29 protein-coding genes are annotated in these 25,073 nt (G+C 58.9%); 14 read left to right on the top strand and 15 right to left on the bottom strand.

Translation table 11 applies throughout. The features are described from left to right. The first annotated feature begins 14 nt into the window (after positions 1–14). Genes GSQ94_RS07375 through GSQ94_RS07365 form a run of 3 tightly spaced genes read left to right on the top strand, consistent with a single transcriptional unit; the run spans position 15 to position 1,132 of the window. Positions 15–590, top strand: coding sequence for an RNA polymerase sigma factor (locus GSQ94_RS07375; protein ID WP_158942927.1), 576 nt, complete (start codon positions 15–17; stop codon positions 588–590). Positions 591–599: 9 nt separating this feature from the next. Continuing rightward, positions 600–938, top strand: coding sequence for a hypothetical protein (locus GSQ94_RS07370; RefSeq protein WP_216843043.1), 339 nt, complete (start codon positions 600–602; stop codon positions 936–938). Continuing rightward, entirely contained in the window at positions 935–1,132 is a 198-nt protein-coding gene (locus tag GSQ94_RS07365; protein WP_158942926.1) for a hypothetical protein, read from the top strand. Before GSQ94_RS07370 ends, GSQ94_RS07365 begins: the two co-directional genes overlap by 4 nt. A gap of 52 nt (positions 1,133–1,184) precedes the next feature. Here the strand turns inward: GSQ94_RS07365 and GSQ94_RS07360 are convergent, their stop codons facing one another. After that, the gene (locus GSQ94_RS07360; protein ID WP_158942925.1) at positions 1,185–1,427 is read right to left on the bottom strand and encodes a hypothetical protein; all 243 of its coding nucleotides are present in this window, start codon (positions 1,425–1,427) and stop codon (positions 1,185–1,187) included. Between the two features lie 12 nt (positions 1,428–1,439). Next, a complete protein-coding gene (locus tag GSQ94_RS07355) occupies positions 1,440–3,167 on the bottom strand; it encodes a sodium:solute symporter family protein (protein ID WP_158942924.1) in 1,728 nt (575 codons plus the stop codon). A gap of 338 nt (positions 3,168–3,505) precedes the next feature. Between GSQ94_RS07355 and GSQ94_RS07350 the strand changes: the two genes are divergently transcribed. Further along, on the top strand, positions 3,506–3,871 hold the full coding sequence (locus GSQ94_RS07350; protein ID WP_158942923.1) for a hypothetical protein: 366 nt from the start codon (positions 3,506–3,508) through the stop codon (positions 3,869–3,871). Positions 3,872–3,934: 63 nt separating this feature from the next. Here GSQ94_RS07350 and GSQ94_RS07345 read toward each other — a convergent pair whose 3' ends face one another. The 4 genes from GSQ94_RS07345 to GSQ94_RS07330 form a co-directional block, all read right to left on the bottom strand. Next, entirely contained in the window at positions 3,935–4,915 is a 981-nt protein-coding gene (locus GSQ94_RS07345; protein ID WP_158942922.1) for a COX15/CtaA family protein, read from the bottom strand. Positions 4,916–4,981: 66 nt separating this feature from the next. Next, the gene (gene proC / locus GSQ94_RS07340; protein WP_158942921.1) at positions 4,982–5,833 is read right to left on the bottom strand and encodes a pyrroline-5-carboxylate reductase; all 852 of its coding nucleotides are present in this window, start codon (positions 5,831–5,833) and stop codon (positions 4,982–4,984) included. A gap of 37 nt (positions 5,834–5,870) precedes the next feature. Further along, positions 5,871–7,676, bottom strand: a complete 1,806-nt coding sequence (locus GSQ94_RS07335) for a DUF885 family protein (RefSeq protein ID WP_158942920.1) — start codon at positions 7,674–7,676, stop codon at positions 5,871–5,873. A gap of 27 nt (positions 7,677–7,703) precedes the next feature. Beyond that, on the bottom strand, positions 7,704–8,627 hold the full coding sequence (locus GSQ94_RS07330) for a sigma 54-interacting transcriptional regulator (protein ID WP_158942919.1): 924 nt from the start codon (positions 8,625–8,627) through the stop codon (positions 7,704–7,706). 64 nt (positions 8,628–8,691) lie between these two features. Between GSQ94_RS07330 and GSQ94_RS21640 the strand changes: the two genes are divergently transcribed. After that, the gene (locus tag GSQ94_RS21640; RefSeq protein WP_256369964.1) at positions 8,692–8,826 is read left to right on the top strand and encodes a hypothetical protein; all 135 of its coding nucleotides are present in this window, start codon (positions 8,692–8,694) and stop codon (positions 8,824–8,826) included. A 9-nt stretch (positions 8,827–8,835) separates the two neighbouring features. Here GSQ94_RS21640 and GSQ94_RS07325 read toward each other — a convergent pair whose 3' ends face one another. Beyond that, positions 8,836–9,261 (bottom strand): BrxA/BrxB family bacilliredoxin, encoded by a 426-nt coding sequence (locus GSQ94_RS07325; RefSeq protein ID WP_158942918.1) that lies wholly within the window; start codon positions 9,259–9,261, stop codon positions 8,836–8,838. A 124-nt stretch (positions 9,262–9,385) separates the two neighbouring features. On the opposite strand from GSQ94_RS07325, the gene GSQ94_RS07320 reads away from it, so the two are divergent. Further along, entirely contained in the window at positions 9,386–10,471 is a 1,086-nt protein-coding gene (locus tag GSQ94_RS07320) for a UDP-N-acetylmuramate dehydrogenase (RefSeq protein ID WP_158942917.1), read from the top strand. A gap of 6 nt (positions 10,472–10,477) precedes the next feature. Here the strand turns inward: GSQ94_RS07320 and GSQ94_RS07315 are convergent, their stop codons facing one another. The 3 genes from GSQ94_RS07315 to modA all read right to left on the bottom strand — a co-directional run bounded on the left by GSQ94_RS07315 (position 10,478) and on the right by modA (position 12,724). Continuing rightward, complete coding sequence (locus GSQ94_RS07315) at positions 10,478–11,182, bottom strand: ATP-binding cassette domain-containing protein (RefSeq protein ID WP_158942916.1); 705 nt, start codon at positions 11,180–11,182, stop codon at positions 10,478–10,480. 100 nt (positions 11,183–11,282) lie between these two features. Further along, positions 11,283–11,948 carry a molybdate ABC transporter permease subunit gene (gene modB, locus GSQ94_RS07310; RefSeq protein WP_371417465.1) on the bottom strand — a complete coding sequence of 222 codons (666 nt, stop codon included), beginning with the start codon at positions 11,946–11,948 and terminating at the stop codon, positions 11,283–11,285. Positions 11,949–12,040: 92 nt separating this feature from the next. Beyond that, a complete protein-coding gene (gene modA, locus GSQ94_RS07305; RefSeq protein ID WP_254063713.1) occupies positions 12,041–12,724 on the bottom strand; it encodes a molybdate ABC transporter substrate-binding protein in 684 nt (227 codons plus the stop codon). Between the two features lie 116 nt (positions 12,725–12,840). Between modA and thrC the strand changes: the two genes are divergently transcribed. The 6 genes from thrC to GSQ94_RS07275 all read left to right on the top strand — a co-directional run bounded on the left by thrC (position 12,841) and on the right by GSQ94_RS07275 (position 18,940). Then, positions 12,841–14,226: a threonine synthase gene (thrC, locus tag GSQ94_RS07300; protein ID WP_158942913.1), complete on the top strand. Its 1,386-nt coding sequence runs from the start codon at positions 12,841–12,843 to the stop codon at positions 14,224–14,226. After that, a complete protein-coding gene (gene thrB, locus GSQ94_RS07295; protein WP_158942912.1) occupies positions 14,223–15,140 on the top strand; it encodes a homoserine kinase in 918 nt (305 codons plus the stop codon). Before thrC ends, thrB begins: the two co-directional genes overlap by 4 nt. Before the next feature lie 291 nt (positions 15,141–15,431). Continuing rightward, positions 15,432–15,764, top strand: a complete 333-nt coding sequence (trxA, locus tag GSQ94_RS07290; RefSeq protein WP_158942911.1) for a thioredoxin — start codon at positions 15,432–15,434, stop codon at positions 15,762–15,764. A 120-nt stretch (positions 15,765–15,884) separates the two neighbouring features. Continuing rightward, positions 15,885–17,282, top strand: a complete 1,398-nt coding sequence (locus GSQ94_RS07285) for a hemolysin family protein (protein ID WP_158942910.1) — start codon at positions 15,885–15,887, stop codon at positions 17,280–17,282. Then, on the top strand, positions 17,279–18,247 hold the full coding sequence (locus tag GSQ94_RS07280) for an ABC transporter permease (RefSeq protein ID WP_254063712.1): 969 nt from the start codon (positions 17,279–17,281) through the stop codon (positions 18,245–18,247). Before GSQ94_RS07285 ends, GSQ94_RS07280 begins: the two co-directional genes overlap by 4 nt. 18 nt (positions 18,248–18,265) lie before the next feature. Next, positions 18,266–18,940 (top strand): hypothetical protein, encoded by a 675-nt coding sequence (locus GSQ94_RS07275; RefSeq protein ID WP_158942909.1) that lies wholly within the window; start codon positions 18,266–18,268, stop codon positions 18,938–18,940. Between the two features lie 25 nt (positions 18,941–18,965). On the opposite strand, the gene GSQ94_RS07270 is transcribed toward GSQ94_RS07275, so the two are convergent. Beyond that, positions 18,966–20,159: an amidohydrolase family protein gene (locus GSQ94_RS07270; RefSeq protein ID WP_158942908.1), complete on the bottom strand. Its 1,194-nt coding sequence runs from the start codon at positions 20,157–20,159 to the stop codon at positions 18,966–18,968. Positions 20,160–20,284: 125 nt separating this feature from the next. Here GSQ94_RS07270 and GSQ94_RS07265 point away from each other — a divergent pair, with 125 nt between their 5' ends. Next, positions 20,285–21,373 (top strand): aldo/keto reductase, encoded by a 1,089-nt coding sequence (locus GSQ94_RS07265; protein WP_158943273.1) that lies wholly within the window; start codon positions 20,285–20,287, stop codon positions 21,371–21,373. 90 nt (positions 21,374–21,463) lie between these two features. Here the strand turns inward: GSQ94_RS07265 and GSQ94_RS07260 are convergent, their stop codons facing one another. From GSQ94_RS07260 to GSQ94_RS07250, 3 genes are all read right to left on the bottom strand, one after another. Then, on the bottom strand, positions 21,464–22,837 hold the full coding sequence (locus tag GSQ94_RS07260) for a choice-of-anchor tandem repeat GloVer-containing protein (protein WP_158942907.1): 1,374 nt from the start codon (positions 22,835–22,837) through the stop codon (positions 21,464–21,466). 112 nt (positions 22,838–22,949) lie between these two features. Further along, entirely contained in the window at positions 22,950–23,408 is a 459-nt protein-coding gene (locus GSQ94_RS07255) for a metallophosphoesterase family protein (RefSeq protein WP_158942906.1), read from the bottom strand. A 6-nt stretch (positions 23,409–23,414) separates the two neighbouring features. Continuing rightward, a complete protein-coding gene (locus GSQ94_RS07250) occupies positions 23,415–23,861 on the bottom strand; it encodes a hypothetical protein (RefSeq protein WP_216843042.1) in 447 nt (148 codons plus the stop codon). Between the two features lies 1 nt (position 23,862). Between GSQ94_RS07250 and GSQ94_RS20965 the strand changes: the two genes are divergently transcribed. Further along, on the top strand, positions 23,863–24,123 hold the full coding sequence (locus GSQ94_RS20965) for a hypothetical protein (RefSeq protein ID WP_174240891.1): 261 nt from the start codon (positions 23,863–23,865) through the stop codon (positions 24,121–24,123). A 21-nt stretch (positions 24,124–24,144) separates the two neighbouring features. Here GSQ94_RS20965 and GSQ94_RS07245 read toward each other — a convergent pair whose 3' ends face one another. Beyond that, on the bottom strand, positions 24,145–25,026 hold the full coding sequence (locus GSQ94_RS07245; protein WP_371417464.1) for an ABC transporter permease: 882 nt from the start codon (positions 25,024–25,026) through the stop codon (positions 24,145–24,147). Positions 25,027–25,073: the final 47 nt, after the last annotated feature.

The raw sequence follows: 25,073 nt of genomic DNA, 5'->3' as shown, positions 1-25,073 counted from the left end.
GTCTCTACCAGTAGATGAGCGAAATTCCAAGCAATTGGACCATCATCGAGCAAGACCAGCTCCTCTCTCAAGCAGTAGAGAGAGATCAGCCCAGGCTGCGCAGTTTTATCCGGAAGCATGTCGCGGACACCGGTGAGGCGGAGGATATTCTTCAGGACGTCTTCTACGAACTGGTTGAAGCGTATCGCCTGATGAAGCCGGTAGAGCATGTTACGGCGTGGCTGTTTCGCGTCGCACGCAACCGGATGATCGATCTCTTTCGCAGGAAGAAGCCGACGTCGCTCAACAACCCGGTCTCGATGGAAGAGGAGGGCGACACGCTGGAAGATCTTTTACCGTCGCCCGATGCCGGACCAGAGGCAGTTTATGCAAGAGGTCTGCTGCTTGAGGCTCTGGAGGAGGCTCTTGAAGAGTTGCCAGAGGCTCAGCGGGAGGTGTTCGTGGCCCATGAGGTGATGGGCCAGAGCTTCAAAGAGATGGCGGAAGAGACCGGTCTCAGCGTTAACACGTTGCTGTCGAGGAAGCACTATGCGGTGACGCATCTGCGCCAAAGACTGCAACTGATCTACGAAGATTTTGGAAAGAAATAGGAGATATCTATGAATCATCATCCAGTCCATCGGGCAGTAAAGTTTGCAATGTTCGCCTTGGTTGGAGGCGTTGCGATAGGTTTTTTCGTCAAGGTTATGTGGAACATTCTGATGCCGCCGATCTTCGGCTGGCATATGATCACGTTCTGGCAGGGACTCGGCCTGTTCGTGCTCAGCAAGGTTCTCTTCGGAGGCTTTCATCGTCACAGTGGCGGAGGACGCAACCGCTGGCGGCGAGGCATGAAAGAGCGCTGGGAGAATATGACCCCCGAAGAGCGTGAGAAGTTTCGCAGCGGTATGCGCTGCGGCCGCAGACCCTTTGCTCAATCCGCGGAGACCCAGATATGAACGAGACTGACAGCAGCATCTTGAATAGCAGGGAAGAGAGAGAAAGTAGCGGAGCGACGAGCTCCATTCACGGCAGGCTGTCCGCGGCTTCATTCCATGACCGGCTCGGCGAGCTTGAGACGGAGAACGCCCGCTTGCACCGGCTGGTGGCGGAGCTTTTGATCAAAAACCAGAAGCTTCGCCGGATAGATTAGATTTTCGACGTTGATCTAGCGAACGATTGGAGGGGCGTCATTTTAATCGTTCTCAGGCTCTGCCGGGGCGAAAGCGGACTGAATAGAATCCACCGAAGACCGTCAGCACCACGCCCCACCACAAGGTTGGATGCAGCGCTTTAAGCCACGGCAACAGTACTTCGTTAGCCGGTGGATGGTTGAACTCCACGAACCCTGTAACCACCAACACGAGTCCGTAGGCCAACATCAGGATGCCGCAGAAGAACCAGATGGAAAGCTCCGCAGACTCAATTTTTCTTTCTTTTTCGTCCATAACGCTCCGCCTTTACCAGAAGATCAAGTTGAGAGTGAAGAAGACGACGATGACGATGATGGCCCAAAAGATCGGCTTCTGCCAGATGCTCGTCGCGCCATCATCGGGAATTGGGGTCACACCGTAGACCAGTCCAGCGAGCTGCTCAGTAGGTACTGGCTTTGTGACGAGGCTGACGACAACCGTGACGACGACGCAGATGATCCAGCTCCAGAGGGCACGGTAGAGGTTCTCGGCCATCGGCTTCGCGTCGGGGCTCATGGCGATGTAGCGGAGGGCTCCCGCATTGCCCTGTACCCAGAGGAACATTCCAACGGAGGAGACGGTTCCAGCGAGCAGCCCAAGAAAGCCGCCCCAATGGGTTGCGCGCTTCCACAGCATGCCGAGTATCACCGTGCCGAAGAGTGGCGCGATAAAGAAGCTGAAGAGGGCTTGGACGTAGTCCATGATGCTGGCCGCGTTCATCACAAGATAGGCTGTGCCGATGGAGACCAGCATTCCGATCACGGTTGACCAGCGGCCCATCGCGACGTAGTGCTTATCGCTGGCTTTCTTGTTCATGAAAGCGCCGTAGAGATCGTAGGTCCAGACGGTGGAGAAGGCGCTGACGTTGCCGGCCATGCCGCTCATGAAGCCTGCGACCAGAGCGGTGATTCCCAGGCCTAGCAGCCCGGGTCCGCAGTACCGAATCAGCATGAGTGGCAGGACTTCGTTGTAACTGTGTTGCCCTGTTGCTGCAGCCACGCTCTCAGGAACCAGGTGCATCATGCTGCCGTCGGGATTCTTCAACACGGCGAGGGCGAGCAAGCCGGGGACGATGACGATGAAAGGAACCGCCATCTTGAAGGCTGCTCCGATGATGGGAGCCATCTTTGCGGCGCGCAGATTGTTGGCGCTCAGCACGCGCTGCACCACGAGGAAGTCGGTGGTCCAGTATCCGAAGCTGATCACGAAGCCGAGACCGAAGACGATGCCGGTCCAGTGAACGCCCATTGGGTTATCCCTGAAGCTGCCGAGGGTGCTCCACATGTGGCCGTAGTCGGTGGTTCCGACGTTGATGGCGATCTGCGCCTTTAACTTGGTCCATCCGCCAGCCTCGATGAGTCCGAGGATCGGAATCATGGCTGCACCGGCCCAGATGAGCACGAACTGAAGCACCTCATTGATGATGGCCGACCGCAGGCCACCCAGCATGACATAGAGGGCTACAGTTGCTGCGCCGACCCAGATGCTGAAGCTGATGTTCCAGCCGAGGACCGTCTTCATCACCAGGGCCATGGCGTACATGTTGACGCCGCTCATCAGGATCGTCATGATGGCGAAAGAAACTGCCGAGACGGCACGCGCGCCCTCGCCAAAGCGAAGCTGCAGATATCCGGGTACGGAGTGGGTCTTTGAGATGTAGTAGAACGGCATCATCACGATGCCAAGGAACAGCATCGCTGGAATGGCGCCGATCCAGTACCAGTGCGCTGCCAGAATGCCGTACTGATAGGCTGCGCCAGCCCATCCCATCAACTCGAGCGACCCAAGATTGGCCGAGACGAAGCTTAGTCCGGCGATCCAGGCTGTCATCTCCCGCCCTGCGAGGAAGAAGTCTTCGCTGGTGTTCGCTTTGCCTTTGGCGTAGAAGCCGATGAATACGACAAGGGCGAAGTAAAGGACAAGGATGAGGATGTCGACCGGCGCGAGGCGCGTTAGTTGGTGGGTCATCAGAAAGATCGCGGCCAAACCCTGCATGAGGTACCCCAGAGTAAACGATATCTGAGCGGCTCGTTTCGACGCTCATCTTCTCGTTCGAATCTATGTATAGTTTGAGTAGGAAGCGGGTCTGTGTCAGCCATGCCGGCCGGCAATCAGAACCGTAACTAGGACAACTTTCGAACGTTAGCAACTATACAACAACGATTTGTAACCTGAAATGACTTATTCAGCGGGCCATGCGACATCGGTCTCTCGCTTCGGCTGCCATACAGGCTCGGGCCGCGAGGGAGAGACTCGATAGAGTTATGAATCGCTTCACGTAAGTCGATACTCTATTTTGTAAAGAGGTTTTTTCGAACCTCCAAGGAGACCATATGTACGCTAAAAAACTAGGATTTATTGTTCTTGCGTCTGCTCTCGCTGTATCTGCATCGGGCACGTTTGCGCTCGCGCAGGACAGCGCCAAGCAGGACGTGAAGGCAGCGGGACACGATACAAAGGACGCGACCAAAGACACGGGCCATGCAATTGCCACCGGATCCAAGAAGACCGCGACTGGTACGAAGAAGGTCTACCACAAGTCCGTAAGCGGGACGAAGACAGCGGCCGATAAGACCGCCGACGGAACCAAGACAGTAGGCAAAGACATCGGCCACGGCACCAAGGTTGCGGCAAAGGATACAGCGCACGGGACAGAAAAGGTCGGCGATAAGATCGCTGGCAAGCCCACCCCGCAGTAGTCCCTCTTTTATCGGGCTTTCTCCTGGAGCCCTGCGATGACCGCGGGGCTCGGAGACAGCTGCTTAGTGGGTCGAATTGGCGTGGTTTAGGTTTTGCTGTGGCCACATCACTTTTGCTGCGATCGCTACGAGGGCGACCCAATAGAGATCCGCTCCCAGAAGATGCAGAATCTGCATCCATACAGGGGCGAGCAGCAGAACGTCAGCCAGCCCTAGTGCGAACTGGAAGCAGAGCAGAGCCACGACGATCCCCGCAAGTCGATTGGCCCCGGCACGCCTGGCCTGCGCTACCAGCCATAACACGAATGCCGCTGCGACCAGAGCGCTGACCGGATGGATGCCGCGTAACCGCAGCAGCCAGGGTGAGCCTGCGGCAAAGTCCTGAGCGAAGGCTGCGCGAAGAGAAGAAGCGGGGAAGAGGGTGTCTCCAAGCGCGGCCAGCGAGCCGCTGACACCAACGATCAGAGTGGCGCCAAGGCCAAGGAGCGCCCAAAGCTTCTTTGTTCCTCCGACTCTGAGCCCGGCGGTTCGCTGGCCTGTTTCCAGCAGAGTCGCGGTCAGGGTCAAGGCTGCGAGGAGTAAGAGCGTGTTGCTGAGATGAATGGAGAGCACAACGACTCTTCCGACAGACTGGTTTCCCGTAACGTATCCCAGCTTCACCAACAGCGCGCCGAGAAACGCCTCGTTCAGCAGTAACAACATCGACGCTGCAGCGAGCATGCGAGCCGCTTGCCCCTTTACCGTTCCACGGAATGTCCAAACGAGCAGGCCGATCACGAGGAAGGTTGAACCGCCAGTCATACAGCGGTGCGTGAACTCGATGATCGTGTCGATTCGCGGAGAGAGCGGAATGACTTGTCCATTGCACAGCGGCCAGTGGTTTCCGCAGCCTGCGCCGGAGCCTGTGGCGCGTACAAGCGCTCCCCAGAGGATCACGAGCACGTTATATCCCACGACGACCCACGCAAACCGCACGAGTGCCTGAGACACTTGAGGCTGCGTCGTCGAACCAACGGGGATCTTTATCGCTCCAGCCGTAGCCATAGTGCTATTCTACGCAGCTTTTTGGAAGACGCTTGGGGCCGATCATCGCACCAAAAAGTAGCGATACTAGCCGTTAGCGAGTTCCTTCGCACGTTGCGTCGCACGCTTGACCGCTTTGATCAGAGTGACGCGCAGGCCACCCTCTTCGAGCTCTAAAATTCCGTCGACGGTACAGCCGGCGGGAGTGGTTACGGCGTCCTTCAGAAGCGCTGGATGATATCCGGTTTCGAGAACCATCCTTGCCGATCCCAGCGTGGTCTGTGCTGCCAATAGCGTCGCGATGTCGCGCGGCAAGCCGACGTTGACCCCTGCTTCGGCGAGCGCTTCGATGATGATGTAAAGAAACGCGGGTCCGGAGCCGGAGAGCCCTGTGACGGCATCCATGTGCTTCTCATCGACTACGACGGTTCGACCGACGGTCTGAAAGATCTTCTGTGCAACCGACATCTGCTCTGCGGAGACGAAACGTCCGCTGCAGAGCGCCGTGATACCTGCCGCAAGCATCGCCGGAGTGTTGGGCATCGCGCGGATCACTGCCAGCTCGCATCCTGCGCCGTCCTCGATGCTGCGCGTCTTCACTGAAGCCGCAAACGACAGCACCATCTTCTTTGGGTTCAGCGCAGGCTTGATTACTTCGATCAGCGCGGGCACCTGGGTCGGCTTCACTCCAAGCAGAATGACGTCTGCCTGTTGTGCGGCGGCCAGGTTGTCGGTCGTTACCTCCACGCCAAACTGCGCCGACAGCGCCTGCGCCCGTTCGGCATGTTGCACCGTGGCGGAGATCTGCTCCGGTGCCAGCAGGTTGTTTTTGAGGAAGGCCTGCAGCAGAATGCCGCCCATCTTTCCTGCGCCCAGTACAGCTACCCGTAGCCCCGGCATTACCGGAGCTGGAAGTGCAACCTCATAGCTCTCGCTCATCCTCAAAGGCTATCAGACAGCTATCTTTCGACGCAGCCTACTTTTTCTGCGCGGCGATCCATGCGTCAACACGCTGCTCCAGTACGTCCATCGGAAGCGCGCCCGAGTCGAGCACCTCATCGTGAAACGCCTTGATATCGAACTTCGGACCAAGCGCGGTCTTTGCGCGCTCCCGCAGCTCGAGAATCTTGAGCTGCCCCATCTTGTATCCCAGAGCCTGTGCGGGCCATGCGATGTAGCGGTCGGTCTCAGCCTGAATGTTGGTCTCATCGATGGCGGAGTGATCGTGGAAGTAGTCGACCATCTGCTGGCGCGTCCAATGCTGCGAGTGAACGCCGGTATCGACCACGAGCCGGATCGCGCGCCAGATATCGGCCTCCAGCCGACCATAGTCGCTGTAAGGATCTTTGTAGAAGCCGATATCCTTGCCCAGGCGTTCGCTGTAGAGGCCCCAGCCTTCGGTGTAGGCGGTGTAGTAGGTGAACTTGCGGAACTCCGGCAGACCGGTCAGCTCCTGTGCGATGGAGATCTGCAAGTGGTGGCCGGGAAGCCCCTCGTGATACGAGACGGCTTCGACCGGAGCCAGCGAGCGTTCGGCAAAGTTGTACTCGTTCACGTAGACGTGGCCGGGTCTGCTTCCATCGGGCGTGCCATTGTCGTAGTATGCGGCTGCCTGATCCTTCTCCATGTACGCAGGCACAGGGACAACTTCAAGCGGAGCCTTGGGCAGACGCCCGAAGAGCTCGGGCAGCTTCGGCTTCATCCCCGCGAGATAGCCTTTGTAGTCGTCGATCAACGCTTCGGCGGATGCAGGATGCTCTTTTGGATTGGTCTTGAGCGCAGCGCTGAAGCTTTTGATGTCAGCGAAGCCCAGGCTCTTCACAATCGTGAGCATCTCGGCTTCGTCGCGCTTCACCTCATCGAGTCCGATCTGGTGAATCTCGGCGGCAGTCTTGTTCAGCGTTGTACTCTGGCGAATGCGGAAGGCGTAGTAGGCCTCGCCGTCGGGCAGCGCGGAGGCTCCGATCTCTTTACGCGACTTGGGAATGTACTCTGCCTTGAGAAACCCCGCGAAGCGCTTATACGAGGGCAGCACGTCAGTGGAGATCGCATCCAGCAGATCGGCCGAGATGCGCTTCTGTTCCGCAGCAGTCACTGTTTTGGGGAACTTTTTCAGCGGCTGAGCAAATGGACTCTCCTCCGGCTTCTGATTCGCCAGCGCCAGAGTCTGCACCAAGACCTTCTCCATGAGGTACTGCACCTGCACGCGGCCTTCGTCTGCGCCGAGCTGCATGTTCGTCATGATCTGCGAGAAGGCGTTAGGGACTTTCTTGAGGCGCACGATGTAGTCGTCGTAGTCCTTGGCCGAGTCAAACTGCAGCCGGCCTGGAAGCTGCGGAAGGTCGGTGTGGAAGCCGTAGAACTGGTTGACCGGCATCTCCCACTCTTTGAACTTCGCGCCCTCCTGCTCGTCGATCAGCTGGCGCAACATGAGGTCCGCCGATAGCTTTTCCTGTTCGGTCAACCCGGTGGTGTCGATCTCCGAGAGCTTTTGAATGTAATCGCGGCCACGCGCCAGCGACGCATTCAACGCCTGGGTGGAATAGTCGGTCAGCTGATCGTTGTAGCGTTTGTCGCCGATAGAGGAGGCGAACTCGGGCGCGCGCTTTAGCCGATCTTCCCAGATCTGCGTGAAGAGCGTGGACAACGCTTTGCTCTGGGCTGCGGGCGAAGTGGCTGCCTGGGCTGCGGGTGTCAACTGCGCATGCCCTCTCTCCGGGGCTACACCCAGACAGCAGACAAGTGTCAATACGCCCGTACGACTCAGCCACAATTTCGTCATGATTCTCCCTAAACTCCAGCCTTCAGTCTATCGCGGAGAGTGTTTTGTTGAAGCCCGGGGCATGACCGCTGCAGAGGTGGCGTCCAGCATGCGGTAGAGGGTGGACCGGCTGATTCCCAACACCTCTGCCGCTCGCACCTTGTTGCCTTTGCAATCCTGGAGCACACGCAGCACATGCTGCTCCACCACATCCTGCAGGCGTGCGCTGTTCGTCTTTAGATAGGGTGCGGGAACGGCCTCTTCGCGGAAGGCAGGCAGATGATGCGGCTCTAACACACCACCCTCAATCCGCAACAGGCTGCTCTGCAGAACATCCTTCAGCTCCGTTACATTGCCCGGCCAGTAATAGCTTTGCATCTGCTCCATGGCCTGCTCTGAGATCGCAGGCGCCTGCCTGCCGTGGAGAGCTGCAAACTGAGAAAGAAGCTGCTCCGCCAACGCGAGAAGATCCTCTTTTCGATTTCGCAGGGGCGGCAAGGAGATCTCCACCATGGCCAGCCGTTCGTAGAGCTCCTGTTGAAACCGTCCAGCAGCAGCCAGGATCTTCAGGCTCTCGCTGGTTGTCGCGATGATTCTAAGCTGTAGCCGCGTGGCGTCTGCAGCGTCCTGTCTTCGCAGCAGACGCAACAGGCGCAACCGATCCTGCAACGGCATCTCGTTGATGGCATCCAGAAAGAGCGTTCCCTGCTGAGCCACTCTGTGGAGGTATCCAAGTGCATCGGGAGCGTCTGCACCACGACCCTGGCTGCCATATGCTGCAGCCGCCACTTCGAGCGCCGCTCCGTGGCAAGCCACAAACGGGCCGTTGGCTGCCCGGCTGCGCGCATGCAGGGCACGAGCTATACGTCTCTTCCCGGCTCCCGCCTCGCCGCTGATCAACACGGTTCGAAAGTGCGGACCGATCCGGCGCACCTGAAGCCGCAGACGCTGAGTCTCGGGGCTGCTGCCCACGACCTCGAAGCTATCTGTACCTGGTGAAGCGTCTTCAAGAGACCCGTAAAGAGCGCTGGATAAGATGGAAGAATCTGACCGGGTGATCGACATGGCTGTCTGTTACATCGGCAGCATCGGTCTTCCGTTCAGCGGCAGACGAAAAAAACCGGAAACCTCCGCATATCGCGGTGGGGTCTCCGGCCTTTATTTCAGCTAGCTTGCCGGTTTAGGCGGTCGTCGGCGCGCAGTAGGTGTCGAATGCGCGCTGCAGCTCCTGCGCAATCGCCGGGGCGGTCGAGGTTTCGATCGCCGAACGCTGCATCAGGTAGACGAGCTGGCCGTCGCGCAGAATCGCAATTGCGGGCGAGGTGGGGGGATGGCCGCCGAAGTAGCCGCGGGCCTTCTCCGTGGCCTCGCGATCCTGTCCCGCGAAGACGGTTACAGCGTGGTCGGGCTTGGCACTGTGCTGCATCGCGAGACGAACTCCCGGACGCATCTTGCCAGCTGCACAGCCACAGATGGAGTTCACCACTACCATCGTCGTTCCGGGCTGCGCGATGGCCGCATCCACGTCTGCCGCACTGCGGGCTTCTGTCAAGCCGGCGCGCGTCAGCTCCTCGCGCATCGGAATCACCATAATCTCTGGATACATAACACTCTCCCTTTAACCCTTTTGTTCGCGGGTAAAAGCCGCGCTTGATTCGATTGTACGGTTTCGCCCCCCGTCGCGCTAGCTCGGTCTGTGGAGAGGCTGCCGGTGTTGTACTCTCTAACCCGTGCCCCCTCGCGCCGTTTACATCCAGGAGAACGTTCCGCTCGCTCCCTACACGACCTTCCGTATTGGAGGTCCTGCACGTTTTTTCTGCGAAGTCACGACCACGCAGGAGCTTCTCGAGGCTGTAACCTTCGCGCGCGAATGCAGCCTACCCCTCTTTGTACTCGGTGGCGGCAGCAACCTTCTGGTGACCGATCAAGGTTTCGATGGACTGGTCCTCCGCGTCAAGATCGAAGGGGCGATCAATACCGGCGGCGGCTACCGAGAAGATAGGCCCAGGCAGGCAAGCGTGACCTACGACGTCCCCGGCGGAATGGATTGGGACGCCTTCGTTCTTAAAGTTGCCAAGGCGGGTGTCACCGGTATCGAGTGTCTTGCAGGTATCCCGGGTTTCGCAGGGGGTGCGCCCATTCAGAACATCGGAGCTTATGGACAGGAGGTCTCCACCAGCATTCTTTGGGTTCACGTACTCGATCTCGAAACTCTCAATTTTGTCAGTCTGACTGCCAAAGACTGTGGCTTCGCCTATCGCTGCAGTATCTTCAACACCACCCACCGCAACCGATACATCGTCATCTCAGTCACCTTCCGGTTGGACCTCGATGCAACACCGACTCTCCGCTATGCGGATCTGAAAGATTACTTCGCGGGCCGTGGCTTTGCGCCAAAGCCCATCGACATCTACCATGCCGTTCGAGAGATTCGTCACCGCAAGGGCATGTTGATCCTCGAAGGCGAGGATGATTGCCGCAGCGCAGGCTCCTTCTTCAAGAACCCGGTCGTCCCCGCTGCCGTCTTACAAAACATCGCCGCTACCTTGACCCTTCCGGTCGATAAGATTCCCCACTGGCCAGCGGGAGAGGATCGCATCAAGCTGCCTGCCGCGTGGCTGCTGGAACGCGCCGGATTTCCCAAAGGCTTTCAGAGGGGCGAGGCTGGAATCTCCTCTCGTCACACGCTGGCGCTGATTAATCGCGGCCATGCCTCCTTCGCTGACATCGCAGGTCTGCGCGACACCATACAGTGCGAAGTGGCTCAACGCTTCGGTATTCAGCTGGAGCAGGAGCCCGTACAACTGGGGGAGTAGCCAGCCTCAGCCCAGGTGCTCGCGCAGCCGCATCCGCTCCTTTTGCAATACATCGACTGCAGGTCCCTGCTGCATCACGCGACCTTCTGCGAGCTTGATCACCTCAGCTCCAAGCTGAAACGCCTCGCCTACATCGTGGGTCACCGAGAGCACCGGGATCTTCCGCTGCCTGAGGAACTCGCGCAGCTCTGCCACCAGGTCGTCGCGCCTGGCGTAGTCCAATCCGGAGAACGGCTCGTCGAGCAGTAACAGCACAGTCTCAGGAACGGTGTAGGTGGCGGCGGAGATAACAGCGCGAGCCACGGAGGCTCTCTGCCGCTCTCCGCCGCTCAACTCGTGAGGCATCCTGTCCAGCAATCTACTGAGACGAAACATCTCCATCACCACGGCGACGATCGCGTTTGTCTCCTCGTGTCTTTGCGGACCGATACCGTAGATCACATTCGATCGCACCGACATGTGAGGGAAGAGCCTCGCGGTCTGCCCCGCCGTCCGCATCGGGCGCAGAGCCGCAGGTACAAAAACCCGGGAGGCTCGATCCACCAGAACTCTCTCGCCTATTACGATTGACCCGGCATCTGGCCGCAAAAAGCCTGCGATTGCCCGAAGCACCGTCGTCTTGCCGCTGCCGGAGGAGCCGAACAGAACGGTCCACGGCTTGCTCAGGGCAAAGTCCACGTCAAGCGAGACGGCTCCTACGCGATGTTTCATCGTCACCGTGAGAAGACGCTCAGGCGGCCCAGGGGATAAGTATTCGGGCAAGATATTTGTCGGGCTGGCGGGCGGATTAGCCCGCGGACTAGTGAGCGGGTCAGCGGACAAGGTCAGCCTGCCTTCCGTCCGTCTTCCTTATTCCTGGGAGTAGATAGATCGCCAGTAGCGCCACCATCGCGAAGCTGACAAGAACCAACGCCGTGCGGTTTGCCGCCGCATAGTCTCCATCCTGTACCAGGTCGTAGAGCGAGATCGACAGCGTGCGCGTGGCGCCGGGGATGTTGCCGCCCAACATCAGTACTACGCCGAATTCGCCGACGGTGTGAGTGAATGCGAGCACCGCGCTGGTCAGCAGGGAAGCGCGCGCCATGGGCAGCACCACCGAGAAGAATATCTTTGTCGGCCTGGCGCCAAGCCCTGCCGCCGCCTCAATAAATCCTCGATCCACCGCCTGAAAGCCGGCCACAAGCGGCTGCACCGCGAACGGCAGACTATAGAGGATTGACCCCACCAGCAACCCGCCAAAGCTGAAGGCCAGAGGATGTCCGAAGAGGCGAATCAGCAGCCGCCCGGGAGCGGTCAGCGGTCCCATCGCAATCAGTAGATAGAATCCAAGCACCGTCGGGGGCAGCACCAGGGGCAGAGCCACAACGGCCTGCACCAGAGCACGCCATGGTCCGTGTCCAGAGGCGATCCACCATGCGAGCGGCAGCGCCGCCACCAGCAGAATCGCCGTCGTACCGCCCGCCAGCCGCAAGGTCAACCACAGCGCCTCAAAATCCATACAGCGCCAGTCTATGACATTCTGAGGAACGCTCTGAAGGACACTCTCAAGCCACCGTTACGACAGCACTGCTAGCGCACAGCTCCCAGACCTACCTTTGGCAGTTCGCTCTGAATAGGGGATGAGAGCAGCCAGGTCAGGAAGCTCTGAGCCTCTGCCTTGCGGGCTGACTTCGCTAGGATGACCGCGCACTGTTGGATCGGCGGATACTGCGAGGTGGGCACCAGCACGTAGGTGCCAATCTCCTTGAAGTGCTCGGAGCTGGCCGCCGTCAGCGAGATCAGCCCTAACTGCGCGTTGCCGGACTCCGCAAACTGCGCCGTCTGCGAGATGTTCTCGCCCACCACAAAGTGCGGCGACACCTGGTCGTAGATCTTCATGTTCCTCAGGGCCGCAGCCGCAGCGCGCCCGTAGGGTGCATGGAGCTCGTTCGCGATGGCAATGGTCTTCACGCGCGGATCGGTCAACAGTTCCAGACTCAGCGGCAACAGGCCGGAGTCCTTGCGGGTCCACAGCACCAGGGTGCCCTTGGCGTAGGGCGTGGGAGCGGAGCCATCCGCCAGCCCCGCTGCCACGATCTTCTCTGGAAAGACGTAGTCTGCAGCGAGGAAGATATCGAAAGGAGCACCATTCAGGATCTGGGTGACCAATGTCGCCGACGACCCGAAGCTGACCACCAGCTTCGTTCCGGTCTCGTGCTCGTACCTCTGCGCCAGCACGGGCATTACGGGTTGCAGATCGGCTGCCGCCGCCACCCGAACCTCTTTTTGAGCTGAGGCCGCCCGGATACCAAACATCCCGACCAGGCAGAGTCCGAGACACACTAAGCCGGCAGACGCGCTCCGGCCTTTACGATAGGCTAGTACCAACCATGAAAGTAGCAACACATCATCTTAGATGCACCGAGTGCGCAACCGTCATCGGAAGTGACGAAGTCAGCAGCAACTTTCGCTGCCCTTTGTGCAATGGTCTCTATGAAGTGCTCTACTCCTGGAGCAACGGAGCGGCAGGTCCCGACAGCCGCCTGCCCAATCCCAGTGCTCTTCGCTGGCTCTGGCAGGAGCGCCGGTCGTCCACCATGCCTATCGACCAGTCCGGCGTCTGGCGGTTCCGTGACCTGCTTCCCATCGTCGATGACATGGAAAAGGTGGTCACGCTCCGCGAAGGCAACACTCCACTCTACGATCTTCCGCGTTGTGCCAAGTCCGCAGGCATCGACTGGCTTCTGGCCAAGCACCAGGGGATGAACCCTACCGGCTCCTTCAAGGATACGGGCATGACCGCAGCTCTTTCGGTCGCCGCCCAGCGTGGATTCGAGTGGGTCGCCTGCGCCTCCACGGGCAACACCTCCGCCGCAATGGCTGCCTACGCTGCCCGCGCTGGCCTTCGCAGCATCGTCTTCATCCCCGAGGGCAAGATCGCCTGGGGCAAGCTCTCGCAGTCGATGGACTACGGGGCTCTCACGATTCAGCTCAAGACGGACTTCGATGGCTGCGTCAAGATCCTCGGCGAACTGGTCAAGCAGTTTCCCATCTACCTCCTCAACTCCGTCAACCCTTATCGGCTGGAAGGCCAGAAGACGCCCGCCTTCGAGATGGTCGAGCAGATGGACTGGCAGGTTCCCGAGCACATCATCGTTCCTGGCGGAAACCTCGCCAACTCCGCCGCCCTTGGCAAGGGCTTCTCTGAGATGTTTCAGCTCGGCCTCATCCCGCGGAGGCCGAAGATCAGCATCATTCAGGCTGAAGGCGCAAACCCGCTCTACCGCTGGTTCATCGATTCGAATCGGGTTATGACTCCGGTCACGGCCGACACCCGCGCCACCGCGATTAGGATCGGCAATCCGGCCTCTTGGCGCAAGGCAGCCTCGGTGATCGACAATCTTGGCGGCTGGTGCGAACAGGTCTCGGAGCAGGAGATCGCTCTGGCGAAGGCCCAGATCGGAGCCGAAGGAATCGGCTGCGAACCTGCTTCCGCAGTCACGCTTGCTGGCCTCAAGAAGCTGGTCGCACTGGGCAAGGTCACTCGCGAAGAGCGGGTCGTTCTTATTCTCACCGGCCACACCCTTAAAGACTCCGCTTATACCATCGACTATCACCGTAACGAATTGTTCTTAGAGGCTGAAAAAAAGCAGCTTAGCGCTTCGGAGCAATCCGAACATGCAGCTCTGCGCAAGCGGCCCATCGTGTTGGATGCTGACCCCAGCGTAGTTCTGCGTACCCTCGAATCTCATATGAGTCAGCCCCAGCCTGCATGACCGAGACAAGCCAGAAGACTGCCGGCAAGCCCTATCATCTGCGTCTGCCTGCCACCTCTGCCAACCTCGGACCCGGCTTCGATGCGCTGGGTCTTGCCATGGCGCTCTATCTCACCATTGACGCGACCGTCTCCGATGCCTTCCACATAGATGCCACTGGCCGCAACGCCGACCTCTGCGCGAATCTCGAAGGCAATCTCATTCTCACCACGTACATCGATGTGCTCGCGACCGCAGGCGTGCTTGCTCCACAGCTCCACCTTCAGCTACACAATGAAATACCCTTGGGTATGGGGTGTGGTTCGAGTGCCGCCGCGCTTCTTGCGGGAGTCTTCCTCGCCAATCACTTCGGCAATCTTGCCTGGACGGGCCAGCAGATCCTCGAGGAGGCCTGCTTTCGAGAGGGTCATCCAGATAATGTTGCCGCCTGTTTTCATGGGGGAATGACGGTCTCCTCCATCAAGCAAAATAGAGTAGTAACAGTGACTTGTGGAGAAACGCTCACCTGGGGCTTGAATATCGCTCTGCCCTCATCCAGCCTCGCCACAGAGAAGGCACGCGCTTTGCTTCCTGCAACGTACTCCAGAGAAGACGCAGTAGCCAACATCCAGTCCACTGCGCTCCTCGTGGCCGCTTTTTGCCAGGGACGTGGAGACCTTCTGCGCACCGCCATGCAAGATCGCATTCACCAGCCCTACCGGATGGAAGCCTGCCCGCTGCTTCCGCTTCTGCTGCCCTTGGCCGACAACCCATCGATTATGGGAGTAGCCCTCAGCGGAGCAGGCCCCTCGGTGCTCGTGATTACCGAGGCGACAGAGTCATCCATCATTCCGGCCACCCTGCGTACCGCAGCCAACGATCCCACCCTAGAGGTTTTGCAGACCTCCATTTCGGCTGGGGCGCTTGAGGATTGAGCGCATCCCACTCTCTCAGAAGGGTTTAGGTACACAAGTAACATTTGGTAATACCACATTTTGTTACCTAAGAGTTCTTTACGAATCGTAAAAAGACCCGTACTTTAGCCGAGTGGGCAGTTCTGGGGAGGGCTGCTACGCCGCCCGTTGACCTCTTTACAGAGGTCCGGGCGTTTGCTCTTTAAGTGGTAGTACGGGTCTGAAACTCTTCATTCATAATTGCATCTATTATGAAGAAGACTGCACTGCACCGATGGGTGTAAATGCGCAGAGCATTCTGGAGGAAGATAAATGGCAGGACAGTACGTCACCGAAGTAAACGATGCAAACTTTGAAAAAGATGTTCTCCAGTCGACCGAGCCTGTTCTCGTCGATTTTTGGGCCGCCTGGTGCGGACCGTGTCGCGCTCTCGCCCCGGTTGTTGATGAGGTGGCCACACACTACCACGGCAAGCTCAAGGTTATGAAGATGGACGTCGACTCCAACACTGCGACCCCGATGCGTTATGGCATCCGCGGAATCCCTGCCCTGCTCATCTTCAAGGATGGCAAGGTCGCAGAGCAGATCGTTGGCTTCGTCCCCAAGGACACCATCGATAAGTCCGTGATCAAGGTTCTGGCGTAAGCTTCGGATCAGGTCTAAAACGTACGGCCCGCTGAGTTGGTCTCGCGGGCCGTTTCGTCTGTCGTATGTGGTGCGAGGGAGAAGTTCTCCGCTGTTCTCCCCTGCTAAACTCAAGCATTGATGCTCGAGTGGATGCTCTTTCGCATAATCATGGTGGCCTTTTTCATTCTGGCCAGCAGCTTCTTCGTGGCTGCCGAGTTCGCCCTGGTCAGCGTCCGCGAGACCCGCGTCCAGCAGCTCATCGCCTTAGGCCGTCCCGGTGCTCGCACAGTCCTCAAGCTCAAACACTCCATTGATGAGTTCCTTCCCGCCGTGCAGCTTGGCGTCACCGTAGCCGGGCTGGCCCTGGGCTGGATCGGCGAGCCGGCTGTCGCCGAGATCATCCTCAACCTGCTGGCTGGCACTCTGCACCGCCTGCCTGAGCATGCGGTTCTCTACGCTCATACCGGCGCCGTGATCTTCGCGTTCTCGTTGATCACTTACTTCGAAGTTCTTCTTGGAGAACTTGTTCCCAAGTCTCTCGCGCTACAGCGAACGGAGCGTATCGCCCTCGCCGTCGCTGGCCCGATGGACGTCTTCATCCGTCTTACCCGGCCCGTTGTGAAGCTGATGAACACCTCGGCAGCTCTCGTGCTCAGGCTCTTTCGTGCTCCTCTGCGGGGTGAGGGAGCTGTCCACTCCCCGGAGGAGCTGAAGCTGATCGCCACCGCGACTCGCCGCATGGGCCTCCTGCCGGTCTTCCAGGAAGAGATCATCCACCGCGCCATTGAGCTGAACCACGTCACTGTCCGCGAGATCATGACGCCGCGCGGGAGCATCTTTTCGCTCTCCGCCGATCTTCCGCTTCAACAGGCCAGCGCCCGCATCGTCGAGGAGCAGCACTCCCGTGTCCCCGTCTACGATCCGGCTAACGGCCCCGAGCACATCATCGGCATCGTCTACTCCAAGGACATCTCGCGGCTTATGCACTTCCGCACGGTGGCACTCTCGCTCGGCGGTAAGGGCGAATCCGGCCTCACGCTTCGCCAGGTCATGCGCGAGCTTACCGTCGTCCCCGAGACCAAACTCGCCATCGAGCTTCTGCAGGAGTTCCAGGAGCGCCGCCGCCACATCGCTATCGTCGTCGACGAGTTCGGCAGCACCGTCGGCCTGGTCACAGCAGAAGACGTCCTCGAGCAGATTGTCGGCGAGCTCGAGGATGAGTTCGACATCAGCAAATCTCCTCTACTCAGCACCACTGGAGCTATGTCGCTCGACGGCAGCACCACGCTCCGCGATCTCGGCAACCAGCTTCACTGGACCTTCCCCCGCGAGGCCGGCGTAGAGACTCTCGCAGGCTTCCTGCTTGCGAACCTCGGCCATATCCCCGCCGTCGGCGAGAGCGTCGAGCAGGCCGGACGCCGCTATGAAGTTGCCGAGATGACTGGACGCCGCATCAGTCGCGTGATCGTCGAAGATATCGCACCGCCGCCGGGCCAGCTTGAAGATGAAGCCGACAGCAGGGAAGCCATCCAGTGAGTCTTTCCCAGAGTTTTTCCAGCGCGGCAATCTGGCGGCCTCTTCGCCGCATCCTGCTTACGCTTCCGGTTCTCTGGGTGGTAGTCTCAGTCGTCTTCCTGCTCATCCACCTCGTGCCGGGCGACCCGATCGTCCAGATGCTCGGCGAAGGCGCCACGGCCTCCGACATCGATGCTCTTCGCCACTCCTACGGCCTGGACGCGCCTCTCAGTCAGCAGTACGCACACTACTGGCATGGCGTCTTCCATGCCGATCTGGGCCAGTCGCTACGTCTTCACGACTCGGTCGTCCACCTGGTTCTCCAGCGCTATCCGTACACCCTCGCCCTGACCGCCGCCGCCCTGCTCCTCGGCATTGCGCTCTCCGTACCCGCGGGAATCGCCTCGGCGCTCCATCGCAACCGTTGGCAGGACCGCACGCTTGGCGTCGTCTCGCTTGTCGGGCTCTCCTTCCCCAACTTCGCCCTGGGGCCGATCCTCATCCTTGCCTTCTCCATTCAGCTTGGCTGGCTTCCGGTCTCCGGTGCGGGTACTGGCGACATCACCAGTTTTGTCCTGCATCTCATCCTGCCTGCCGTTACATTAGGACTTAGCCTTGCGGCCATCCTCACCCGCATGGTCCGCACCGCGATGCTCGAAGAGCTGAATCAGGATTACATTCGAACGGCTCGAGCCAAAGGGCTCACCCAGAACACCGTCGTCTACCGTCACGCTCTGCGCAACGCCCTTATCCCCGTTCTTACAGTGATTGGTCTCCAATTTGGCAGCCTTCTTGCAGGCGCAATCGTAACTGAAACGATCTTCAGCTGGCCCGGCATCGGACGCCTGACCCTCTCTGCCATCTCCAACCGCGACTACGCTCTCGTCCAGGGGTGCATCCTGGCTGTGGGGCTAACTTATGTGGGAGCGAATCTCCTGACCGACATCGCCTACACTGTAGCCAATCCGCGCATGCGCGCCCAATAGCCGCTTAGAGAAGGAAGCATGAACCTCCGCCCCATCACACTTTGCGTCCCAGTCGCCCTGATGGCTGTCCTGACCACTCTCGCCTGCGCAGCGCAGACGAAGTCCTCGGGCTCCGAGCCGGTCCCGCCTCTCCTGCGGCCCAAGCCTCCCGTGGTCGAACCCACCATGCCGCCCGCGCACCCCTTCCACGACGGGCGCTATGGCATCACCTTCACCGTTCCCGCAGCCTGGGAGCTAAATCGCAAAGACGCCGAGGTCAGCACCTTCAACCTCGATGCCCGCTCCGTGGCTCGCACCACGCAGCTGCGCGCCGTGGCCAGCATCAGCTTCAATCCCCACCCTAACTCCACCTTCAGCGGAGCGCTCTTCTACTTCAGCGTCACCCCGCACCTTACTCCTGCGGAGTGCAGCAGCCAGGCCACCATCCAGGCTCCACGGACTGCCTCCACCGCGCAGATTGGTGGCATCCCCTTCACCCACGGCTACGACGAGCACGGCGGTATCTGCACGGAATCCCGCGACGAGATCTACACCACCGCTCACAACAATAGCTGCTATCGCTTCGACGCCGTCATCAACACCTTCTGCGGCGGCGATGTCAGCGGCGTGCAGGACATCTCGCCGCGCGAGCTGGACTCCGTTCGCAAGCGCATGCAGAAGATCCTGGACTCGGTCCACTTCGACACCAACTAAGGGCGGCTTACACAAAGTGGCGGGATCAGGGCTTGCTCGCGATCACCTTGCCGCCGCGAATCGTGTAGCGAACCTGCGTGAATGCGAGTGAGTCTGTTGCAGGATCGCTCGACAGCACCGTCAAATCGCCCGCCATGCCTGGCGCCACGCGGCCTTTTTCCTTGTTGACGTGAAATCTTTCCGCCGGATTCGTCGTCAGCATGGCCAGAACGTCGCGAAAAGTCAGCCCGGCAAGCGCAAGCTGCCGATACTCCTCTGTCACGCTGTAGTCGGTCAGAAAGCCGGTATCGGTGCCGAACATAAGCTGTCCTCCATACTGATGAAACTTGAAGACAACTGACCGTATCTCAGCGATATTCGAATCCTGGGAAAAAAGTTTGAGGGTTGGAATCATAGCCATGTGACGAGCAATCATCTGACGAAGAAGAGTGTCGTCGATTCCTTCAAGCGCCTCCGGCGAATGAGCTAAGACATCTACTCCGCTCTCCATCGCTACGCGAGTTCCTGCAAGATCCGAAGGGTGAGCGAAGACAAGCTGACCGTGCTCGTGGCCAGCCGCCGCAGCCGCTGTAGCGATAGCAAGTGGCATGGGGACGATATGTCCGGGCGCCACGATGGAACCTGTAAAGAGCTTCACAATATCCGAGCCCGCTGCGATGTTCTTCTGAACAGCCGCGACGGCTTCTGCCGGAGTATCAGGCTGCGGCAGCTGAGCCAGCTCCTCCGGAGGCAGATCTTTCACATAGTAGGGAAGCGCGTGTGGCGGAAAAATCCCCACGCCCGCTGTATAGATACGAGGCCCCACCACCTCTCCGGATTCGATGCGACGACGAAGAGCAACCGTGTTATCTGGAAACGAAGCAGTATCCACAACCGTTGTAAAACCCGAGAGGGTGAGCATCTCTCGCAGTTGTTGCGCCAGCTTTTCTGCTGGCTGGTGGGCCGCGTCGACCCATTTCGCCTCCATAAAGTGAACATGGGTGTTCCAGAAGCCTGCAAACACGACGCAGCCGGTGCAAGGCAGCGTTGCGATCCCGTGTGGGAGAACGACATGCTCCCCAACTGCCATAATCTTTCCGCCGCGAATCAGGATCGTTGCATGATTGACGGCTTGCGCCTCTGGCGACGGATAGACTTTTGCATCCACGATGGCAAGATCCTGTGCGGACACTTTGCAAAGCGCAGGAAGACACAACAGCAAAAGGAAGGCGATTCGCATGCGGCATTCTACGAAATCCGCTGAAACGAAGTTCAAGCAGTAACGCTCCGAGAACACAAATCCCGGAAAATTCTCGATAGGATTACACTCTTTCTAGAAGCGTATGACCGTCTACGAGGACTCGAATGAAGCCAAAGAATCTGCCCCCCACAACGTCTTCCGCCCCCGACCGCCGTACCTTCCTGAAGACCGGAGGCGTCGCAGCCGCAGCTCTCTTGACCAAAGGCGCAATCGCCGCTGAAACCCCGCGCAGCCTGCCGCCTCTCCCCGACAACACAAAGACGGTTGCCGCGATGCCCACGCGCAACCTCGGTAAGACGGGCTACAAGGTCGGCATCTTCTCGCTCGGCGGTCAGGCTGCTCTCGAGAAGCCCGATAACTTCGACGTCGCAGTGCCCATCCTCGAGCGCGCACTCGACCTAGGCGTCAACTACATCGACACCTCTTCTATCTACGGCGGCCCCTCGCGCTGGAGCGAACAGTACGTTGGCCGCGTCATGAAGACCCGCCGCAACGAGGCCTTCCTCGCCACCAAGACCAAGGAGCGCACCCGCGACGGCTCCCTGCGGATGATCGAAAAGTCGCTTCAGCTTCTGAACACCGACCACGTCGATCTCTGGCAGCTTCACGACGTCGGCCTGCCCGAGGACGTCAATGCGATCTTCGCCAAGGGCGGCGCGATGGAGGCTCTCCTCGAGATGCAGGATCAGAAGGTCGTCCGCTATCTCGGCGTTACCGGCCACTACCGCCCCGAGGCGCTCATCGACACCGTCAACCGCCACAACTTCGACACCATCCTGATGGCCATGAACGCCGCCGATACCCACATCCACAGCTTCACTGATAAACTCCTTCCGCTCGTCGTCGAAAAGCAGATGGGCATCATCGGCATGAAGGTCCCCTCGCGTGGCCGCCTGCTCGCCTCATGGACGCCGCCCTCGCTCGAAGCGCAACAGCACTCGTGGGAGGGTTCCGCCATCGCGCACCGCCCCGGCGTCATGACCATGCGCGACGCGATGCACTTCACGCTCACGCATCCGGTCAGCACGGTCATCATCGGCTGCGACAACATCGCGCAGCTTGAAGAGAACGTAAAGATCGCCCGCGACTTTACGCCGCTCTCGAACTCCCAGATGGCCGCGCTCAACGAACTGGCCGCCCCCGTAGCCGAGCAATCCCTCTTCTTCCGCTTCACCGACCGCAGCAAAGGTTGAGGGTCAGATGAGACGTCACGCGCAAAGGTTTCCATTTGCATAATCATTTGTCCGGTTCCGCGGTTTACCGGACAAGTGATTATGCTCTCTTCACGGATTGCTGAGCGTAAAGGTGTAAACGGTGCCACAACCTGACCCTGGTCCGCAGCTCTCAAGGGGAACGTGGAGATCGCCTCCTAGAGCGGTCGCGCCATAGAAATATCCCTCCGCATCCATGACGAGTCCGCTGGATGGCTGCGCCCCGTCGCCACCAGAACTCGTGAAAGCGTGGAGAACGGTCTCAGTTCCGTTGAGATCGAGTTTGAAAACCGTGCCGCATCCGCTGTAGCATATCGCGGTTGCGTCGTAGCCTCCCTCCAGAGTCGCACCATAGATGCTGTTTCCAATCAGGAGTGGAATCCCGACGGGGATTGCCCCGTCTGGTCCGCCCGTGAAGGTGTACACGACTGAAAACTTGCCGGTCGTGTCGTACTTAAACACGACACCGCAGCCGCCGCCTGACGTAGTACATTGCGCCGTACTGCCCCCGGGTGTGTAGCAGCCAACTGCTGAAGTACATCCTCCGTGTGCGGCGTAGCCATACAAATTGCCTTGTGCGTCACGAACAAGATTCGTCGGATAGGCTCCCTCAGTGGTGCCATTGAAATCATGAAGCACAGTCAGCTGGCCGCTCGGGCTCAGTTTGAAGAGCACTCCACCGCCGTATTCACTGTCGTTGTTGACCCTGTGAGTACCGCCGAAGGCGGTCGTCCCATATAGATTTCCCTGCGCATCTTGAACGAGCGCAGATTGTGGATTAGAACCTTCGTTTCCGCCAGTAGGGAAGGTGTAAAGAACAGTCTCAGAGCCAGCTGGATTTATCCTGAACACCTCTCCGCAGCCGACGCCAGGGTTACAGTATCCATTCGTAACGCCGTAAAGGTTTCCCTCCGCATCCTGGGTCAGACCACCGCGCGGCAAAAACTCCGACTCAGTGAAGGAATGCAGCACATTGATGTTCCCTGTCGGATCAATCCGATAGACACTTCCATAAGGACTACCGTCATTTCCGGCCGTTTCACCATATAAATTGCCCTGCGCATCACGCACCAAACCTGAGGAAGGAAAGTAGATGCTAGGGTTTTGGCCCGTAAAGTTATGCAAATCGGCAAACTGGGCATGGCCCAATTTGTAAAGGACGCCGCAACCAGGTCCCGGGTTGCACTCGCCATAGTTTTCGCCACCGTCAACCGTGACGCCATACACAAATCTTTGACTATCAACAAGCAGGTTTCCGACTGGCTGAGCTCCATTTGAAGTGCCGTTGAACTTGAAAAGAACGGTGTACTTAACTCCGGGCGAGGTTTGAGAGTAGGTAGAGGACGTCGAGAAGATGACGATAACGACTGCTGCCGCAATTACTGACAGTAACTTACGTGAGTGATCGGTCCGCGAACTTGAAGATGGTGTCCAGTTGGTCCACATTTTTCCTCCCCAGTATTCGAAACGCATTCAGCTTGCACTTTCTTTCGGAGTCGTGTCAATGCGGACACATGGGGATGGCCGAATGCATTCGAGTAAAGCGCGAAGGCCCTTCTCACCCAACTACCAACTCCATCACACTAGCCTCCACTCCATCCTGCACGGTCACAAATCCCACCGTCACCGGCAGCGAAAACCTCCGCGGCCCCGCACTCCCTGGATTGAAGTAGACCACTCCATCCTTCACTTCAACCTTAGCCTTATGCGAGTGGCCACTAACCACCATCGCCACGCCAGCCGCCTTAGGGTTGATGTCCAGATCGTGGACCGAGTGCACCAGATAAAACAGCTGCCCGCCTAACTCCACCACATCGGTCGCAGGCAGCTCCGCACACGCCCCGTGCACATCTACGTTACCGCGAATCGCCGTCACCGGAGCAATCTCACGCAGCGTATCTAGGATCGCAATATCCCCCACATCGCCCGCATGCAGAATGTGCTCCACCCCGCGCAGCGCGGCCAAAGCCTCCGGCCGCAGCAACCCATGCGTATCCGAGATGACTCCGATCAACATAGCGCCCTAAGCCAGCTTCAGACTCTGCAGCGAGGCATACGCCTGGCTCAACTTCGGGTCGTGGCTTCTATCCGGATCGATGCGAAGCTCAAACGTCGTCACGCCCTTCAGATCGACCGGGTAGTCTTCGTTCTCTTCCGTAGAGCCGTTCGGCGAGAACGCCCACTGCTGTCTCACCACTTCCTTCAGCTCGTTGCCCGCTCCTGCAAACACGGCGAACTCCTGCGACCGCTCGGAACTTCGATCCACAAACTGCAGATGAATCCGTTTGATCGTCTGCGGCTCGTCGAAGTGCAGCCGGATCAACTGAGGACCGGTGCCTGCTGCACGCCAGCCTGTCGTCTCTTTCTTGCCCAGGGCATGTTCAATGGGGAACTGCTCATCTTCGGAGCTGATCTCCACTCGCGCAATTCTCTCCAGATCGCGCCATAGATCGCCGATAGGACTTGCCATTGTGGACGATGGTGAAACGATACTCTTACGCATTGATATTGCCTTTCAGTTCCAAGGCCAAGCATATCTGATTGGCGTCGCCCATGCCGCCAGCATTCTGTATGGCAAAGGCGTAACGGTGATCAAAACGATAAAGAACAATAGAAGCAACAAAACACCACGAGAAATAAAGGCTTTCAGCAAAGAAGGAGCTGTTCAACAGGGAAGAACTATGGAACGAAGGAAGCGAGAACGAGAATTAAATCAACTCTTATCATTTTGATCACTGTTACGCCTTCCCCGATCAAAGCCCAGCGCTCATCCGAGTCCGAGGATCGAGATAGTCGCGCAGCGCATCCCCGATAAAGTTGAACGAGAGGACACACAGCATTACCGCCATCGCCGGAAAGAAGACCAGGTGCGGCGAGTCGAACAGATGCGACCGCGCGTCGTTCAGCATCGATCCCCAACTGGCAGAGGGTGGCGGAACTCCAAGCCCGAGGAAGCTCAGCGTAGCCTCGGCCAACACTGCGCCCGCCATCCCTATCGCAGCCTGCACGATCAGCGGCTGCAGAATATTCGGCAGGATATGCCGCGTCATCACGCGAAGATCCGTCGCGCCCAGTGCCCGCGCGGCTTCCACAAACTCGCGCTCCTTCACCGCCATCACCTGCGCCCGCACCAGTCGCGCATAGCCCACCCAGCCTGAGATCGCCAGTGCCAGGATCACATTTCCCAACCCCGGCCCCATGAAGGCGACAAACGCAATGGCGAGTAGAATCCCCGGCAGCGCAAGAAAGGCGTTGGTCACATAGATGTTAACGACGGTATCGGTCCACCCCCCATAGAACCCGGCCAGTCCACCCGCAACCAGGCCGATCGCCAGCGAGAGCCCCACCACGCTCACCGCCACAAGCAGCGAGATCCTCGCCCCAAACAAAGTTCGCGAAAGGATATCGCGCCCCAGCTCGTCGGTGCCAAACCAGTGTGTCGCCGACGGCCCCATCAACCTGCCCGTCAGATCGAGTCGCGCCGGATCCTGCGGAGCCAGCCACGGCGCAAACACGGCGCATAACACGAACAGAATCAGCAGCACGACTCCCACGGCGGCCAGCGGCTGACGTCTCACCGCGCCGAAAGCCGTTCGTCCAGGAGCAACCCCAGCGTTTGCAACTGATGTTTCCACCCCTGAATCCTACATGTGCAATGGCCCTTACGGGGCTTTGAAGGTAA

Source organism: Granulicella sp. S190 (assembly GCF_009766095.1).
GTDB lineage: Bacteria > Acidobacteriota > Terriglobia > Terriglobales > Acidobacteriaceae > Edaphobacter.
Note: the sequence above shows the minus strand (reverse complement) of the source record. Positions and strands in the feature narration are given on the sequence as shown.